The sequence below is a fragment of the Chlamydiales bacterium genome (genome assembly GCA_016185065.1).
In the GTDB taxonomy this organism is placed as follows: Bacteria; Chlamydiota; Chlamydiia; order Chlamydiales; family Rhabdochlamydiaceae.
Map to the genome: position 1 here is coordinate 240046 of JACPOL010000008.1, position 16285 is coordinate 256330.

Consider the following 16285-nt stretch of genomic DNA (forward strand, 5'->3'; position numbering starts at 1 on the left):
GATTGATCAAGACCTACTATAAACTGATTAAGCCCGGTATCATCTTTGGCAATCTGGTTACCTGTATTGGTGGCTTTATTCTGGCTTCAAAGGGTGAGATCAACGCTCTGCTCCTTCTGGCAGCAGCCGGTGGACTTTCGCTTATCATCGCCTCGGGCTGCGTCTTTAATAACTATATAGATCGCGACGCCGATGCAAAGATGGAAAGAACGAGAGAGCGAGCGCTTGTAAAGCAGACGATCTCGGCACCTCATGCGCTGATTTTTGCGCTCATTTTGGGATGCGCTGGGGCTGCCATTCTAGCGCTCTTTACCAACTTGTTGACTCTGCTGATTGCTCTTATTGGCTTCGTGATTTATGTCACCGCCTACAGCCTCTTGAAATACCACTCCACTCACGCGACGCTTGTTGGAGCTGTCGCTGGAGCAACCCCGCCCGTTGTCGGCTACTGCGCAGTAACCGGTAGACTTGACGCTGCAGCACTCATCTTGTTTGCTATCCTCTTTCTCTGGCAGATGCCCCACTTCTACGCGATTGCGATCTACCGCTTCCAAGATTACGCAGCAGCATCTATCCCCGTTCTGCCGATACGCAAAGGTGTGCCGGCCACAAGAGCGCAGATAGTAATCTATGCCACCATCTTCGCATTAACCACTCCCCTACTCACCCTTTTCGGCTACACGGGGTATCTCTACCTCGCTGTAACCTCACTTGCAGCCCTCATCTGGCTCGTTCTCTGCCTGCGTAAGCAAGCTGACGAGAAGCTCTGGGCCCGCAGAGTCTTTCTCTTCTCCCTTCCCGTAGTCACCCTCTTCTCTCTAATGATCTCACTAAATGTATGACTATTGTTGCCATCGCGAAAAGTAACGCCCATATTTTTGATATCCTGGCTCAAGATTATGAGGCGGAATTTTCTGCTCTTACAAATAAAGAACCCGACTTTTCTGGCTTCTTTAGTCTGGAGGCGAGCTGGCAAGAGCCGTACAAAGGCTTCTACCTGATGCTCAAAGAGAAGCCTGCCGGTTTTGTAATCGTATCAGAAGTAAAAGGGCGCTGGGATATCGCCGAATTCTACATTCTCCCCTGTTATCGCAAACGGGGATTAGGAAGGTTCCTCGCAACGCACATTTTTGACCTCTTTCCTGGCCCTTGGCAGGTAAGGCAGATCTGGGGAGCAGAGGTTGCTGCAACCTTCTGGCGCGACGTGATTAATGTCTATACAAGCGGTCAGTTCACCGAAGATCGAATCAGTGACCCACACTGGGGCATAGTCACCCGCCAACTCTTCAAAAGCTAACTTTTTTTTCGAAAGACCATGAGCGTGTTCTTGAACCAGGGGAGCTTGGCGGCTTGTCTTAGCTTTCCTTCAGCCTCCAGGTCGTTCTCGTAGCCCTGCTCGAGCATGATCGACTTGATGTAGCTATTATCCTGCTCGTTGAAATGTCCAAAGCCTCCTTGGCCTTTGACTGCCCAGCTGAGAACGACTCCCTTGGCGTTATGCTGGTGCAGATTTTCAATGAATGTGCGCTCAAACTGTTTAGGCAGGTGCTCTCCAACTTCGATACTGAGCACCCAGTCAAAGCGCCTGCCCAAGTTAAAGGGCTGGCTTAAGTCGACGACTTTCACCGGCACGTTTGAGATCTTCGCGCTGTCGGGGTTGCCATCATAACCTTCACAGTTGATCTTCTCTTTTAAGAAGTGGTCGACATACTCCCCCGTTCCGCACCCAAAGTCGACAACACTTGTGGCTTGCTCTGTTTTAAAAAACTCAGCCAGTGCTGCAGCAAGAGGTCTATCAAATTGATGTTCATGCAGGATATCCGTCCCGATCCAATAGCCATGCTCATGGACCAGATTTTGAGCCAGATTCTCTCGTGTTTTTTGAAAAAGGATGCAGTTGATGCCAATCGACCTCTCTTTAATCCATTTGCAATTCTTCATAAGGAATGCGATCGACTGCTTCTTATTTTCAGAGTCCGCATTGTCGAGCCAGATATATCCGCCCTTTTTGACTTTAGAGTAGTAGAGCTGGGCGTCTTCCAAGCTACCTTTTTTGGAGAGGTTGCCATCTAGATAGAGAAGGTCCACAGATCCATCTTGGAAGAGTTTAAGTGCATCTCTTGAACGTCCAAGAACTGGGTGGCAGATCTGCTGAAGCTGTTTTAGAGAGAGCAGCTCTAAGAACTTCTTCTTGATCTCCTCCATATTGAGATTCTTCCACCAGAGGATGGTTCTCTCGTTCTCCATTCCTTCAATGGCAGCAGGAGTGTCCCAAGCGTCAATTGCGTACACCTCTCCACTCTTTAAAAATTTAAGCGTGCTTGCGATGGGATAGGTAACAGCTCCACCAAAAGCGCCAATCTCGACACAGAGTTTAGGAGCATTCTCACGGACGAACTCCATCACGACTTCAGCTTTTTTCGGGTTGTACCATCCGGGGATCTTCGACAACTCGCCGAGCACTCGCGCTTTGTGCTCTTCCCAGCTGCTCTTTTGATCGAACTGGTTGGTTTGCGTATCAGATGGCGATGGCACATGCGTGACTAGATTGCGTCTCAAACTAACCAGCTGAATTCCAGGCACAGTCGCAATCTCATGGTCGTAGGGAATGTAGATGTGCTGCTTCTTCTCATGCTCCAAGATCTTTTTCATGCCTGAACGACGAATGATCATTGAGTGGGTTCTCATGCGGCTGCCCACTCTCATGAAATCGTCATTTAGAATTGTTCGCTTAGCAAAGACACTTCGGTCCGAAAGGTCCATATCTGGCCTCCAGAAAAACCAGAGATCCCCCTTTAAATCGCTCTGGAAGTCGTTTGCTTCGGTATAGAGAGCAGCATCGGAAGTATCTAGATCAGTATAGAGAACGTCCCACCCCTCTCTTCCAACGAGCCGATCCAGCTGCTCAATGAGTGTAGATATCTTTCGAGGATCCTCTTGAATGGCGATATCATCTTCCATGATCCAGATCGTCTCATACCCCGAATCATAGGCGTCCTGCAAGATAGAGAGGTGACTGAGCGTGCACCCGATTGCGCCTAAAGTCATCCAGCGAGAGAAGAAGGTCTTTCCAAAACACTCATCTCTTAAGAAGTCCATCTCAGGAGAGTTGGATGCGCGACTGGGAAAGTGGGCCGCCCATGCGCTATCCAACATCCCCGGTTTGTAGCTTACTCCTAGCTCATTTAGAGCTTCGGCCGTGAGATCCCAGCCAGAAACCGCAGAAAAGCGATGAGGAGTGATACCATAGGGCTTAAGCTGCGATAGGCTCTTTTCGAGCTTCTCTGGACGTTTATCAAGATTGATGAGGTAGATGAGATCGACATTCTTGACAGCGCACTCTTCTGGCCTCTTCTCCCCCACCTTTTTAAAGTGACTAGAAAAATCGGCCTCGCAAACGCTCGTAACAGTCAAAACCAGAAGGCAGAAGATCCATCTACTCTGTTGCATCAGACACTCCTTTTAAAAAAAGAGTGATAATGCCCACTTCAAAATTTTAAAAAAAACAGAAAAACAGAAGCAAAAAGAGAAGTTCAAGCTGTTTTAGATTCTAGAAGGCTGAACTCTTTTTGCTGTTTCATTCCTAAAACCCAATCGAAGTTTGTAGTAAGAGTACCGGAACTGAAAAAAGAGTCTTCTCTTTCTAGATCTGGAAGACCCTTTTCTGGAAGAACACTTATAGTCTTTTTAATAACAGAGACTATTCTCTCGTGGTCTGAAAGTTTCCAAGAGTGAAGCATATTTCTGCTAATATTAATTAGCATACATCCCCAAGGATCTTTTGCAAAATCGATCGCTGCACTCGTATCTTTAAAAATATGCCTGTGCCAAGCAGCTGTAAAAACCTCTTGCCATCTATTGGGATGAAAGTGATTTGCAACTTCATAGCCAGTTGTGGGATCGAGGTAGGAGACGAGCACAGAGCAGAGGCCCTCTACTTGCCAAAAAGCTTGGCCTTCAACAACCTTGCGCGCCTTGAGGGTTTTCTCTATCTGTTTTTCTCTCAAGCTATGCTCTTGTAATGGATGTATATAGGTTAAAGATAGCACTAGCGGTGGTACTGATGTGGATGTCATAGGTGTGTGTGATTTTAAATTATTGTGACACAATCTAGAAAGTAGCGGTAGTCGGATTCGAACCAACGACAAACGGATTATGATTCCGCTGCTCTAACCAACTGAGCTATACCGCCCAAGAGGAAAAAAATAGCGGGGGAAGGATTCGAACCTCCGGCCTTTGGGTTATGAGCCCAACGAGCTAACCACTGCTCCACCCCGCGGTAGAAAGAAAGAGTAGAGTAACAAAGAGAGCCATTAACCTCAAAGTTATTCTTTTTGGAGTACAGCGCCTCTGATCAGAGGAGGGGCTTTAGGGTCTGCCAGGTGCGCTCGGTGGAGCCTCGAGCTTCTCGGGTGACGTTTAGGCATGAGTGGTGGGCCTGCTTCCATCTGCTTGGATTCTGGAGAAGGTCAAGGATCGTTTCAGGAAGGCTGGCTAGTGGAACTTGAATCCCAGCGCCTGAGGTGATAGCGAGATCGACAAGGTCCAGCTGGGTGTGCATGTGAGGGCCAAAAATAACAGGGACGCCCACTTGAACGGGTTCAAAAATATTGTGTCCACCTACATGGGAGACGAAACTTCCACCCATGATGGCGAGTTCGGCTAGCTGGAAGCAGTTAAGCAGCTTTCCCATCGCATCGATGAGAATGACCCTCTCATCCCCTTTTTTGAATGCGCGCTCAGTATAGGTAATAATTGAAAGGCCGCGTGCTTTTAACTGGGCTGCAACTTTGGAAAAGCGCTCGGGATGTCGCGGCACGATAAGGACTTTTAGCTTAGGAATTTCTATCCAGACCTTATCCAGTGCGGAGAGGAGCCACTCCTCTTCGGGGTCGTGCGATGAACCGATGACTAGGACGCGGTCATCTCTCTTTATTCCAAGCTCATCTTGCCAAGTGGCACGTTCTGCGTCTGTGAGCTCTACGGGTGAGATGTCGAGCTTTAGATTTCCAGTGATGAGCAGCTTTTCTGGAGAGATGCCCAGCTCTAGAAAGCGCTCGTAATAACGCGAGCTCTGCAAGCAGAACTTATCGAAATAAGAGAAGAGAAGTTTTGAGAAGAATCCAAAGAGTTTAAATCGCTTAAATGAGCGCTCCGAGAGCTTCCCGTTTACAAGCGCGATCTGCGCGCCAGAGAGTTTTGTAAATTTTAACAGGTGGTACCAGAACTCCCCTTCTACAAGAATTAAGAGATCGGGCTGTATTCTGTGCAAGATACGCTTGATAAGCCATGAGAAGTCGATCGGCAGAAAGAAGTAGCTGTCCGCTGCTGGAAGCGAACGCCCGGCCTCTGCAAGGCCGGTCTCTGTAACACACGAGATAACGATTTTTGCATCTGGCATCTCGGATCGGATCTTCTTATAGAGAGGAGCAACCGCCTTTGTCTCACCTACCGAGACGGCGTGAATCCAGACTACTCTCCCCTCTCCCTTTTCGATTGCAGGTGGCAGCCTCCAGCCTAAACGCTCTCCTAGACTTTTGCGATACTTCCCCAGTTTAATGCGATGCCAGAGAAGCTTTGGCAGGGCAACTAACCCGAGCAGCAGGAGTAGAAGATCGTAAATAAAACTAAGAAGCATCTGCAATCACGAGGTTCATGAGTTTATTAGGCACGAAGATCACCTTCTGGATCTCTCCCTTCACATGCTTTGCGATCTGCGGCTGCGTCTCGATAAACTTAAGAAGCTCTTCCTGGCTCTTATCTTTTGGAAGCTCCCAGCGACCTCTAAGCCTACCATTCACCTGAATGATGTAGGTAACCATCTCATCGATAAGATAGAGGGGGTTGACCTTGGGGAATGGAGCAAAAGTCAGCGTCTCTTTGCCGCCCAGATGCTGCCACGCCTCTTCAGCAATGTGTGGAGCAAATGGTGAGAGCAGCTGAGCTAATATTCTGAGAGCGCTCTTGGGATAGTTGGGAAGTGGAGCAAAATTGTTCATGAACTCCATCATCTTGGCGATCGCTGTGTTAAACTGCATCGCTTCGATATCCCTTTGCACCTGGCTGATTAACCGGTGGGTGAGCTTCATCGCCTCTTCTGTCTCCTCATCCGAAGCTTTTTCGGAGTGAAGGAGGTCGTAGAAGCGGCTTAAAAAGCGCCTGCAGCCAGTTACAGCATCGGTGTTCCAGAGCTTCTCTTTGTCAAACGGCCCCATAAACATCTCGTAGAGGCGGAGCGAGTCTGCTCCAAACTCTTCAATCATCTCATCGGGTGTTACTCCATTCAACTTCGACTTGGACATCTTTTCGGTGAGGACTTCGAGCTCCTGATCGGTGCCGATCTGGAAGTAGCGCCCCTTCTCTTCCCTCACCTCTTCGGGTGAGATATAGGCGCCGCCTGGAAGCCTAAATGACTTAGCGATCACAAGCCCCTGGTTGCGGAGGGTCTGAAAAGGCTCAGGAGTACTTACAAGGCCGCTATCATAAAGAACCTTGTGCCAGAAGCGGGCATAGAGAAGATGAAGAACAGCATGCTCCACGCCTCCCACATACATATCGACAGGCATCCAGTACTTTTCGATCTCTTTATCCCATGCAGCTTTGTCGTTTAGCGGATCGCAGAAGCGCAGATAGTACCAGCAGGAGCCAGCCCATTGCGGCATTGTGTTGGTCTCACGCCACGCCTTCTTTCCCGTTTTGATGTCTTGAATGTGCACCCACTCTTGCACGCGTGCAAGTGGGCTCTCGCCTGTTGGGCTCGGCTTAAAATCTGCAAGTTGCGGAGGGCAGAGAGGCAGCTCATCAAGTCCGAGTGCTCTCTGCTTTCCGCCTTCAAGGTGGATAATTGGAATCGGCTCGCCCCAGTAGCGCTGTCTAGAAAAGAGCCAGTCGCGGAGCTTGTAGTTGATCGCCTCTTCCCCTTTCTCATTTTTAATGAGCCAATTTAATACCCTCTCTTTTGCATCTTCGGCAGAGAGGCCATTTAATGAGAGATCCTTATGCGCGCTATTGATTAATAGCCCACCCTTTGACCAGCATCTATTGCCAGCTAATACTTCTACGCGGACGTTTGCGAAGGTGAGTCCTTCGGGTGCAAAATCTTCATCGCTTGAAGGCTCTGGATCGACTACGGGCTGCACTAAAAGGTTATATTTTTTTGCGAACTCAAAATCGCGCTCATCGTGAGCTGGGACGCCCATTACAGCGCCTGTTCCATACCCCATCAATACGTAGTCTGCAATCCAGATCGGAATGCGCGCACCATTAACGGGATTAATCGCATATCCACCAGTCCAGACACCGCTCTTGTCCTTATTGACCTCTCCTCTTTGAAAGTCGGTCTTGTTGACCACCTCTTTCTGATAAGCATCGATAGCTGCTCTCTGCTCTTTCGTGGTAATTGAAGGTACGAGCGGATGCTCGGGAGCTAGGACGATGAAGGTGACACCGAAAAGAGTGTGGTGGCAGGTTGTGAAGACGGGAATGGCCGAGCCGCTCTTCTCCTCAATGAAGTTCACCTTGGATCCACGGCTCTTGCCAATCCAATTGACCTGCAACTTTTTTAAGTGGTCTGGCCAGTCCAAAAGATCTAGATCTTCAAGAAGCTTATCGGCATAGGCTGTGATCTTAAGGATCCACTGGCGCAGAGGTCTTCTTTCAACGGGATAGCCGCCTTCTTTGGATCTGCCATTTTCAACCTCCTCATTCGCAAGGACTGTTCCAAGAAATGGGCAGAAGTTAACCTGCATCTCGGCTTCATAAGCCAGCCCTTTTTCATAGAGCTTTGTGAAGATCCACTGGGTCCACTTGTAATATTTTGGGTCGCTTGTTGCCACCTCGCGACTCCAGTCGTAGCTGAAGCCGAGCGATTTGAGCTGACGGCGGTAGGTGTTGATGTTCTGCTCAGCCGTAACGGAAGGGTGCGTGCCCGTTTTAATTGCATACTGTTCGGCAGGAAGGCCAAAACTATCCCACCCCATTGGATGGAGCACATTAAACCCTTGCTGCCTCTTATATCGGGCTAAGATGTCGGTCGCGGTATAGCCAGTGACGTGACCTACATGCAGACCTGCCCCGGATGGGTAAGGGAACATATCTAATATGTAGTACTTTGGTTTTGAGTGGTCGACGTCGACTTTAAAGGTCTCTTGGTCTTCCCAAAACTTCTGCCACTTCTTCTCTATGCGAATATGGTCGTAGCGCGGCCTGTCCATCTCTTTCTCACAATATGTTTTACAAACCCGCTAATATAACAAGATCTTGGAATTTCCGCTTTAAATATTTGCCATAAATGATTCTTGTCGTTATCTTACTTTATTATGGATCCACAAAGGATCTGTTTTTACAAACGGTGTGTCGATTTATGTTAGAAACAATCGCTCTTAAGAAAAATAAAGTTGTTCTTTCAGACTATAACTACCAGAGAGATATTGAGAATCGCTTGCTCATGGCTCAATTCTCCTCCCTCGATATCTCCGTTTTAGAAGAGATCCTATACAGTTCATTAAGTATTTCACTGAAAAAGCTCGCTAAGAACATCTCTGCTAGTGAAAAAGAGGTGCGGCCTATTGTTCAGAAGCTAAGCCAGACAGGTCTTCTAACACTTGATGGGGACGTGATCACCGTAGACAAAGAGATGCGCAAATATTACGAGGCGCAGATCGATAAGTTCGATGAGGACTTCTGCCCTGGCATAGAGTACCTACTCGGCCTACTCCGTAAGGTGCCTATTCACATCCTTCCTACCTGGTACTCGATCCCTCGCACATCGAACAATATTTTTGATTCTATTATTGAAAAGCACCTACAGACACCTCAAATTTTTCTTAGGTACTGTTCTGAACTCAATTTGACAGATCCTCTTCTTAACTCTATCGTCGAAGTGGTCTATAACTCCCCAGACTATAAAGTGCGCGCCGATGAGCTTATTGAAAAATTTAATCTTACTCCTCAACAGTTCGAAGAGTCGATCCTGCTTTTGGAATTCAATTTTCTCTGCTGCTTAGGCTATCAAAAAAATGATGACATTTGGGAAGAGGTAGTCACTCCTTTCCACGAGTGGCGTGAGTATCTCCTCTTTCAGAGAGACTCAAAGACCCCATCAATTCCCAAAAAAGCAAAAATTGAGAGAACCCGGGAAGAGGACTTCTCTTTTGTTGAAGATATGCACTGCCTGCTCTCCCTTGCGAAAAAGCAGACGATGACCCTTTCAAAAAAGAATGCGATAGGACTTCCGCTCCCCTCTACTGCTCTCTGCGAAGCTTTTGCTGGTAGCTGCAATAACCTGTCTACGGATAAGAGCGACTTCCTCCCCTACGTTCATCAACTGATCACAAAGCTCTGTCAGCTCAAGCTCGCCGATATCGTAGACGGACAGCTCTGCCCCCTAGAGTCTGCAAAAAGCTGGTTTACCCTAGACGCTGAAGCGCGCGCCATCTATCTCTACCGCCACCCTTTAAATCAGATCACCTCTGTGGATCTTCCCCCTTCTCTTGCAACCGACCGCCATGTGCGGGAGGCGGAAAAGAGCATCTCTCGCGTGCTGGACTCTGGATGGGTCTACTTCGACGATTTTATGAATGGAGTCTATGTGGCACTCAGCCCAACTTCTGCAATTACCCTAAAAAAAACGGGAAAGACTTGGAAGTATGCACTTCCTAGCTACTCACCAGAAGAGCTCGCTCTCATTAGAGCAGCGATCTTTGAAGGGCTCTTTTTCGCTGGAATGGTTGCAACTGGAACTCACGACGAGAAAGAGTGCTTCTGCGTTACCCCCTTTGGTCAGTCTATTTTTGGCAGCTAAAAAACCTCTCTATCACTTATGATATAGAGATATGGCACCAAAAAAAGAGGGAGACCTCGTATCCAATCGCAAAGCTTTTCACGACTATGAGATCTTAGAGACTTATGAAGCCGGCATCGTGCTTCTAGGCACCGAAATCAAGTCGCTTAGAGCTCATGGCGGCAGCCTGCAAGATGCGTATATCCTCGTCTCCAACTCTACTGTCATCCTTAAAAACGCCTCAATCTCCCCCTATAAGTATGGCGGCGTCTTTAATCACGAAGAGAAACGCGAGAGAAAACTACTTCTACATAAAAGAGAGATCGCCAAACTAAAAGAGTTTTCTGATCTAAAAGGATTTGCACTTATCCCACTCGCTATCTATCTCAAAAATGGAATCGCTAAAGTCAAGGTCGGCTGCGCCCGTGGAAAGCGCGCATATGATAAGCGCGCCTCAATTAAGGAGCGCGAACATAAAAAGTCGATCGACAGAGCAATGAAAAATCAGCTATGATTTCTGCAAAGCAAGGAGACCTCACATGAAAGTTATCATCTCTAGACTCGAACTTGTTTCGCTAATTGGAAAGATCCAGAATGTCGTCTCTCCAAGACCTGTTATCCCTATTCTCGCCAACGTCTTAATCGAGGCTCAGGCGGACCAGATTATCCTCAGCACAACCGACCTCACAGTTAGCATGCGCGCTTTTGCTAGCGCCAAAGTTGTTCAAGAGGGCGGCATCACTCTTCCTGCAAAACGCTTCTTTCAACTCGTGCGCGAGCTCACAACGCCTCAGATTGAGATCCATGCAGAAACCCCCGAAACAGCCTTCATCAATGCAGGCAGCTCACACTTTAAAATTCAAGGCATGCATAAGGCTGAATTCCCCTCGCTCCCCGATCTTGCAGATGGGGTTCACTTAGCAATTGGAGCCGATAAGTTTAAAGAGATGCTCGCCCGTACAGCCTTTTCTGCAGCGCGTGACGACAGCCGCCAGGTATTAAATGGGATTCTCTTTTCTAAAACAGAAGGAGAGGCCACATGCATCGGCACAGATGGCAAACGCTTAGCGAAGATTCAGATTCCTATCGAGAATGGCACATCCTCACCTCGCCCCTATCTCGTTCCTTTAAAAGCCGTAGAAGAGATGATTAAAATTCTCGATACGAAAGAGGAGAAGTGCAACCTCACCTTCATGCCTGATAAGATCGCTTTAGAAACTGGCAGTACAACGCTGATTACGAAACTTCTGGCTGGCCAGTTCCCAGACGTAACGCGCGTGATTCCCGAAAAGCGCCCAAATCCTATCAATTTGCATCGCGAAGAGCTCATCTCACTGCTAAGACAGGTCTCTCTCTTTACAACAGAGGCGAGCAGCTCTGTGCGCTTCACTTTTTCCGATGGCGCGCTCCACCTCTCTGCAACCAGCGGCGAGATTGGAGAAGGGGTTGTCAGCATGCCAGTCAACTATGGCGGAGAGAAGCTTGAGATCGCATTTAATCCCCACTACTTCTTAGATATTCTAAGACATAGTAAGGATGAGACCGTCCAGTTCTCTATTAGTAATGCGCACAATCCAGGCCTAATTACAGACTCTTCAAATGCATCATTTGTTCTGATGCCTATGCGTCTAGATGCGAATTGAAAAAGTCGTCTTGTGGCACTTTCGCAACTACGAGAGTGTCACATTCTCCTTTAAACCCGAGGTTAACTTAATCCGCGGTGAAAACGCGCAAGGAAAGACCAATCTTTTAGAGGCGCTCTTCTTTCTCTGCACTGGCAAGTCTTTTCGCACACATCATCTTGCCGATTTTATCCCCTACGGAAAGCCTTTTTTTCATGTAGAAACGCACTATGTTAAAGATGGCGTCTCTGGAACGATTAAGGCCTCATTTGATGGGCAGACGCGCAAGCTCTATCATAATAGCACTCCCTTCTCCTCCTTCTCACACCTACTTGGCCTGATCCCCATCGTTTTGATCTCTCCTCAAGATCTCGCTCTTGTCGCTGGCACACCAACAGACCGCCGGAGGTTCATCGACATGCACCTTGCTCAAAGCGATCCTCTCTATGTTCACCATCTAGGTCGCTACCTGAAGGCCGTTAAGCAGCGCAATGCCCTTTTAAAACAGAATAAAGAAGAGTCGCTTGAAGCCTGGGAAAGAGTCTTGGCCACTTCTGCCTCATACATTCTCGAAAGAAGAAGCGCTTGCTTAAAACAGCTCCTACCCATCGCGCAAGCCTCTCTTCTACAGCTTACAGATGGAGCCGACGAGCTCGATCTCCACTACCAGCCAACTCTTCCTGAAGAGTGTCCTTGGGAGCCAGAAGCGATCTATAACGAGCTGCGCAAGAGCCGAAGAAGAGAGCTCGCAGCAGGAATGACCCTCATTGGCCCCCACAGAGATGATCTACTAATCTTAATTAACGGGAAGGAAGCGAAGAGCTTTGCAAGCGAAGGACAGAAAAGAGGAGCGGTCACCGCATTAAGACTCTCAGAATGGCAGAGTTTAAAAGAGAACACGGGCTACGCCCCTCTGCTTGGCATCGACGACTTCGGCATCCATCTCGATGCGAAGCGCTATGCGCTCGTCCAGCAGCAGATCCAAGGCCTCGGTCAGGTCTTTCTTACGACACCCAATCCCACCGATCCCACCTTCCTCTGTAACGCCACGATCCTCATCCACTCCGGCTCAGAAATCAGCGTAGAAGGCGCGCTTCCATAAACACAGAAAACCGGATTTAGCCGCGGCAGCGGCGATAGGCGCTAGCCCCGCGTGTAGCGAAGCGGAACGTGGGGAACATCGAACCCCTAAATACAAAAGAGCCGCGGTAGCGGCGAAAGAGATTTGTGTCGCCGCTACCGCGGCTTTTTGATAGGGGAATCTACTTTCCCCACGTTCCGCTTCGCTACACGCGGGGCTAGCGCCTGACATCGCTTCCGCGATTAAGAAAGAAAAAAATCTCAGGTTAGCGGAGCTGCTTTAGGAAGGCCTCGCCGATGGGGAAGTTTTTGCCATCTCCGCCGGTTCTTGCAGCGGCAAAGAGATCGATGAATTTTAAGGCGAGGACTTTTCCCAACTGGACTCCTTCCTGATCGAAAGAGTTGATATTCCAGATAAATCCCTGAAAAGCCACCTTGTGCTCATAAAGAGCAAGAAGAGCTCCGATTGTATAAGGATCGAGACGCTGCCCAAGCAGAATGTGGCTCGGCCGATTTCCGGGAAATACCTTATTGGGGTTTGGGCTCTTCTGCCCTTTTGCAAGGGCGACTGCCTGAGCAAATAGATTCGAAAGCAGCTTCTCTTGGCAGAAGGTCTCCTTATATAAGAGATCTTCACTGTACTGATTCATAAAGAAGCCGATAAACTCCATGGGCACCACAGTTGTGCCTTGATGGATCAGTTGATAGAAGGAGTGCTGTCCATTTGTACCGGGCTCTCCCCAGATGATCGGGCCCGTTTCAAAATTAACAGGCTTGCCCTCTTTATCGATTCTCTTCCCATTCGACTCCATGTCAAGCTGCTGAAGATGCGCTGGAAACCTTGAAAGCGCATGAGAGTAGGGAATGATCGCTGTGGTGGGATGATTTAAGAAGTTGCGGTTCCAAATCCCAAAGAGTGCAGAAAGTAGTGGAAGGTTTAGCCGCGGATCCTTTTCAAGCGCTGCCTTGTCCATCGCATTTGCGCCGCGCAAGAATTCAAGAAAACGGTCCATACCGAGGGCGAAAGCAAGAGCCACAGCTCCAACCATCGAAGTTACTGAGTAGCGTCCGCCAATGTAGTCCCAGATGTAAAACGAGGCGCGGTATTCAGAAGGGTTGTCCATCGGGCTCCCCTTGCCCGTTACAGCTAGAATGCGACTTCTTGGATCTATTCCCTCTTTTTTAAAGCGCTCGCGCACATACTGCTCGTTCGTCATCGTCTCTAGCGTCGATCCCGATTTTGAGACAACTACAACCAGAGTCTTTTGAAAGTCGACCTCCCTGAAGATCGCACTGCCTTCATCAGGATCGACGTTTGAGAGAAAGTGCACACGTCTGCCGGGTTTCTTAAAGGCATTCATCGCAACATAGATAGCCTTCGGACCTAGCTCCGAGCCTCCAATCCCAATCTGGATGAGGTCAGTAAATTCATTCTTCTTCTCAATCTCTTCCAAAAAGGCCTTTAACTTCTGGAGCTCATCATAGGCTAGCTTGGTCGCTTCCTGTGCAGCAGGAGAGCTATTTCTCTTTTCGAAAAAATCGCGCATGGCGGTATGAAGAGCTGGCCTATCTTCACTCTCTACTCCCCGAATTAAGTTCACATGCTCGCCGGCTTGCATCGCCTGCATCTTATCAACCGCTTGGGTCTCGTTAGCTAGATCTACAAGGGCATTTAGCGTCTTCTCATCGACGCGTTCAGTGGCGTAAAAGAGCTTAAAACCCACAGAGTCGAGGCGCATCGCCTCTATCCTTTTCGGAGATAGAGCCTCCTCTTGAGTTAAATCAAAAGGATTTTTTGACAATTCTTTAAGCGTTTGAACAGCTTTAAGTTCTCCAAAAGCAGGCATGCGTAATCTCCACTAGTGTATCACCATCCCTAGCATCTCATAAAAACCATTCTGACAACAAGAATTTTTCAAAACTTAAGCAGCTGACTTGCATAAAAGCTGCAACTTAGACTAGAATCGCCCCTGAATCGGAGCATAGCGCAGTTTGGCTAGCGCAACTGCTTTGGGAGCAGTGGGTCGGGGGTTCGAATCCCTCTGCTCCGATTCCTTTTCACTCTCCCCTTCCACTAAGTAGCGCTTTCCACAATTTTTCCGCCCGTAGCAGCAAACCCCTTCAGCATTCTCACGCCTTGTGGGCTAATGGCTTCGGGAATGGAGATGAGCGTTTCGATGCCATCCCACTCTTCAGTTAGGTGTAGCTCTGAGATCATGCGAAACGAAGCGTCTTGCTTTAATAGATAGGCCAGCGTCTCTTCAAGCTTCTCAATGATCTCGCAAGAGAGGCTCGCATCTTGTGGAATGATCAGCCCTATCTGAGCTGCAGGTTTATGCAAAGAGTTATATGCCGACTCTCCTATCCATCCTCCGATCGAAGAGCCTCTCTCCCAAGTTAAACCTCGAAGAGGAAGCGCGCATCCTTTAATTCCAAGATGCAGGTACTCAAAACGAGCCCTAGAAAATAGCAGGGATTGCAGAGCAAGACTCTTAATAGATTCAGTGTCGAACTGGCAGAAGGGGGCGACTTCAACTGGAAGGTAGGAGATCAATCTGTGCAAGAACTCTGCGAAGATGTTTGTTGAGAAGAGCTGCTTGGAAACTGGTTCAGAGAGAAGAGAGCCTTTTCTATATTGCGCATAGTGCTCTTCTAAGCCCGCATCCCAAACCAGTCTTTCAGTAGTGGTAAACGCACCTCGATAAAGAGAGACACCCAGGCTCTTCTCTTTAAAAGCTGGCCAGAGCTGCTGAGTAAACTGTTCAAGCGCGATTCCAAATGAGAAGAAGAGAGCCGGATCTGTAAGTATCAGAGCGCCCTCTTCCAGCCCAAGGTCCAGCTGCCAGAAGATCAGCGTGCCATTTTGGACAAACTCTTCCGCTTTCTCAATCTCCTCCTTCCATCTGAGTTCATCATTCAAACGCGCAGGCAGTAGAATAGAGATGGCGTTATGCTTCTCTTTATCAAATATTGATGAGTTCTCTGCTATGCGCAGGAAGAAGGGGTTGGCATCAAGAGAAAAACCGTGTTGAGAGCCCTCTATCATGCGCCTCGTTTAAATGAGAGGTAGTAGATAACTCTTCCCTTGCTGCGCCAGAGCGAGTCGAAGTAGGAGGCGCCATAATCTGGCCACTCGTGGGAGTAGTAGGGCTCTGGAAAGTTTGAAGTGAAAGCCGAATTCTGCAGCATCACCTCGCGAATCTGCATCGCGTAGGGCTGGTCGTCAGTAGCAAAAACGGCATCTCCACCAGTTTTAATAATGCGCGCAAGCTCTTGAGCAAATGGAGGCTGGATGAGTCTGTTCTTCGCATGTTTTGCTTTGGGCCAAGGATCAGGGAAGTTGATAAAGGTTCCATCCACGCTTTGAGAGAGGAGATAGTTGGAGCTGAATGTTAGCGCTTCACCGCAGATCACAAATAGATTGGGGTTAGGAAGAAGCACGCCTTTTGCCCAGATCTTACGTACACGCTCAAACTTCTGCTCGACTGCAACCCAGTGATCTTCTGATTGAACTCTTGCTTTTTGTGCAATCCACGCTCCATTGCCACTGCAGAACTCGATGAAGACTCTTCCCTCTCTTCCGAAGAGTTCAGGCTCATGCCAATTGGGAAACTTCCAATCTGAGTGCTGGTCGTAATGCTTCGGAACAAAGAGCACCCGATTGTGAATCGTAGGCCTCCTCTCTTCCCAAGAGAATGGGTACTTTAGATCTTTTCCTTTTGCAAGCATCGGATTACCAGTGGTAGAAGTGCAGAACATTCTACACCATTTCCAGTTTTGCTTGAATATTTCCTTACACGTT

At 48.4% G+C, this 16285-nt stretch carries 13 protein-coding genes and 3 tRNA genes; 7 read left to right on the forward strand and 9 right to left on the reverse strand.

The window, feature by feature from the left end; all coding sequences use genetic code 11:
- Nucleotides 1-2 precede the first annotated feature (2 nt).
- Together cyoE and HYX48_05090 are read left to right on the forward strand one after the other, a co-directional pair.
- On the forward strand, nt 3-842 hold the full coding sequence (cyoE, locus tag HYX48_05085) for a protoheme IX farnesyltransferase (protein MBI2743275.1): 840 nt from the start codon (nt 3-5) through the stop codon (nt 840-842).
- On the forward strand, nt 839-1297 hold the full coding sequence (locus HYX48_05090; GenBank protein MBI2743276.1) for a GNAT family N-acetyltransferase: 459 nt from the start codon (nt 839-841) through the stop codon (nt 1295-1297). The genes cyoE and HYX48_05090 overlap by 4 nt, the downstream gene beginning before the upstream one ends.
- Here the strand turns inward: HYX48_05090 and HYX48_05095 are convergent.
- The 6 genes from HYX48_05095 to HYX48_05120 all read right to left on the reverse strand — a co-directional run bounded on the left by HYX48_05095 (nt 1294) and on the right by HYX48_05120 (nt 8213).
- Entirely contained in the window at nt 1294-3450 is a 2157-nt protein-coding gene (locus HYX48_05095; GenBank protein ID MBI2743277.1) for a class I SAM-dependent methyltransferase, read from the reverse strand. The two genes, HYX48_05090 and HYX48_05095, sit on opposite strands and share 4 nt — an antisense overlap.
- A gap of 83 nt (nt 3451-3533) precedes the next feature.
- Entirely contained in the window at nt 3534-4007 is a 474-nt protein-coding gene (locus HYX48_05100; GenBank protein MBI2743278.1) for a hypothetical protein, read from the reverse strand.
- Between the two features lie 111 nt (nt 4008-4118).
- Nucleotides 4119-4192: transfer RNA gene (locus tag HYX48_05105), tRNA-Met, on the reverse strand.
- 14 nt (nt 4193-4206) lie between these two features.
- A tRNA-Met gene (locus HYX48_05110) sits at nt 4207-4279 on the reverse strand.
- A 75-nt stretch (nt 4280-4354) separates the two neighbouring features.
- Nucleotides 4355-5638 carry a 3-deoxy-D-manno-octulosonic acid transferase gene (locus HYX48_05115; GenBank protein MBI2743279.1) on the reverse strand — a complete coding sequence of 428 codons (1284 nt, stop codon included), beginning with the start codon at nt 5636-5638 and terminating at the stop codon, nt 4355-4357.
- On the reverse strand, nt 5628-8213 hold the full coding sequence (locus HYX48_05120) for a leucine--tRNA ligase (protein MBI2743280.1): 2586 nt from the start codon (nt 8211-8213) through the stop codon (nt 5628-5630). The genes HYX48_05115 and HYX48_05120 overlap by 11 nt, the downstream gene beginning before the upstream one ends.
- A gap of 149 nt (nt 8214-8362) precedes the next feature.
- Here HYX48_05120 and HYX48_05125 point away from each other — a divergent pair, with 149 nt between their 5' ends.
- Genes HYX48_05125 through HYX48_05140 form a run of 4 tightly spaced genes read left to right on the forward strand, consistent with a single transcriptional unit; the run spans nt 8363 to nt 12505 of the window.
- Nucleotides 8363-9802 (forward strand): hypothetical protein, encoded by a 1440-nt coding sequence (locus HYX48_05125; GenBank protein ID MBI2743281.1) that lies wholly within the window; start codon nt 8363-8365, stop codon nt 9800-9802.
- 31 nt (nt 9803-9833) lie between these two features.
- On the forward strand, nt 9834-10295 hold the full coding sequence (gene smpB / locus HYX48_05130) for an SsrA-binding protein SmpB (GenBank protein ID MBI2743282.1): 462 nt from the start codon (nt 9834-9836) through the stop codon (nt 10293-10295).
- Nucleotides 10296-10320: 25 nt separating this feature from the next.
- Nucleotides 10321-11424, forward strand: a complete 1104-nt coding sequence (gene dnaN, locus HYX48_05135) for a DNA polymerase III subunit beta (protein ID MBI2743283.1) — start codon at nt 10321-10323, stop codon at nt 11422-11424.
- Complete coding sequence (locus HYX48_05140; protein MBI2743284.1) at nt 11414-12505, forward strand: DNA replication/repair protein RecF; 1092 nt, start codon at nt 11414-11416, stop codon at nt 12503-12505. Before dnaN ends, HYX48_05140 begins: the two co-directional genes overlap by 11 nt.
- Nucleotides 12506-12749: 244 nt before the next feature.
- Here the strand turns inward: HYX48_05140 and HYX48_05145 are convergent, their stop codons facing one another.
- Nucleotides 12750-14330: a glucose-6-phosphate isomerase gene (locus HYX48_05145; protein ID MBI2743285.1), complete on the reverse strand. Its 1581-nt coding sequence runs from the start codon at nt 14328-14330 to the stop codon at nt 12750-12752.
- Between the two features lie 129 nt (nt 14331-14459).
- Between HYX48_05145 and HYX48_05150 the strand changes: the two genes are divergently transcribed.
- Nucleotides 14460-14534: transfer RNA gene (locus tag HYX48_05150), tRNA-Pro, on the forward strand.
- Nucleotides 14535-14557: 23 nt separating this feature from the next.
- Here HYX48_05150 and HYX48_05155 read toward each other — a convergent pair.
- Nucleotides 14558-15529 (reverse strand): hypothetical protein, encoded by a 972-nt coding sequence (locus HYX48_05155; protein ID MBI2743286.1) that lies wholly within the window; start codon nt 15527-15529, stop codon nt 14558-14560.
- Complete coding sequence (locus HYX48_05160) at nt 15526-16242, reverse strand: tRNA (guanine(46)-N(7))-methyltransferase TrmB (protein MBI2743287.1); 717 nt, start codon at nt 16240-16242, stop codon at nt 15526-15528. The genes HYX48_05155 and HYX48_05160 overlap by 4 nt, the downstream gene beginning before the upstream one ends.
- Between the last annotated feature and the right edge of the window lie 43 nt (nt 16243-16285).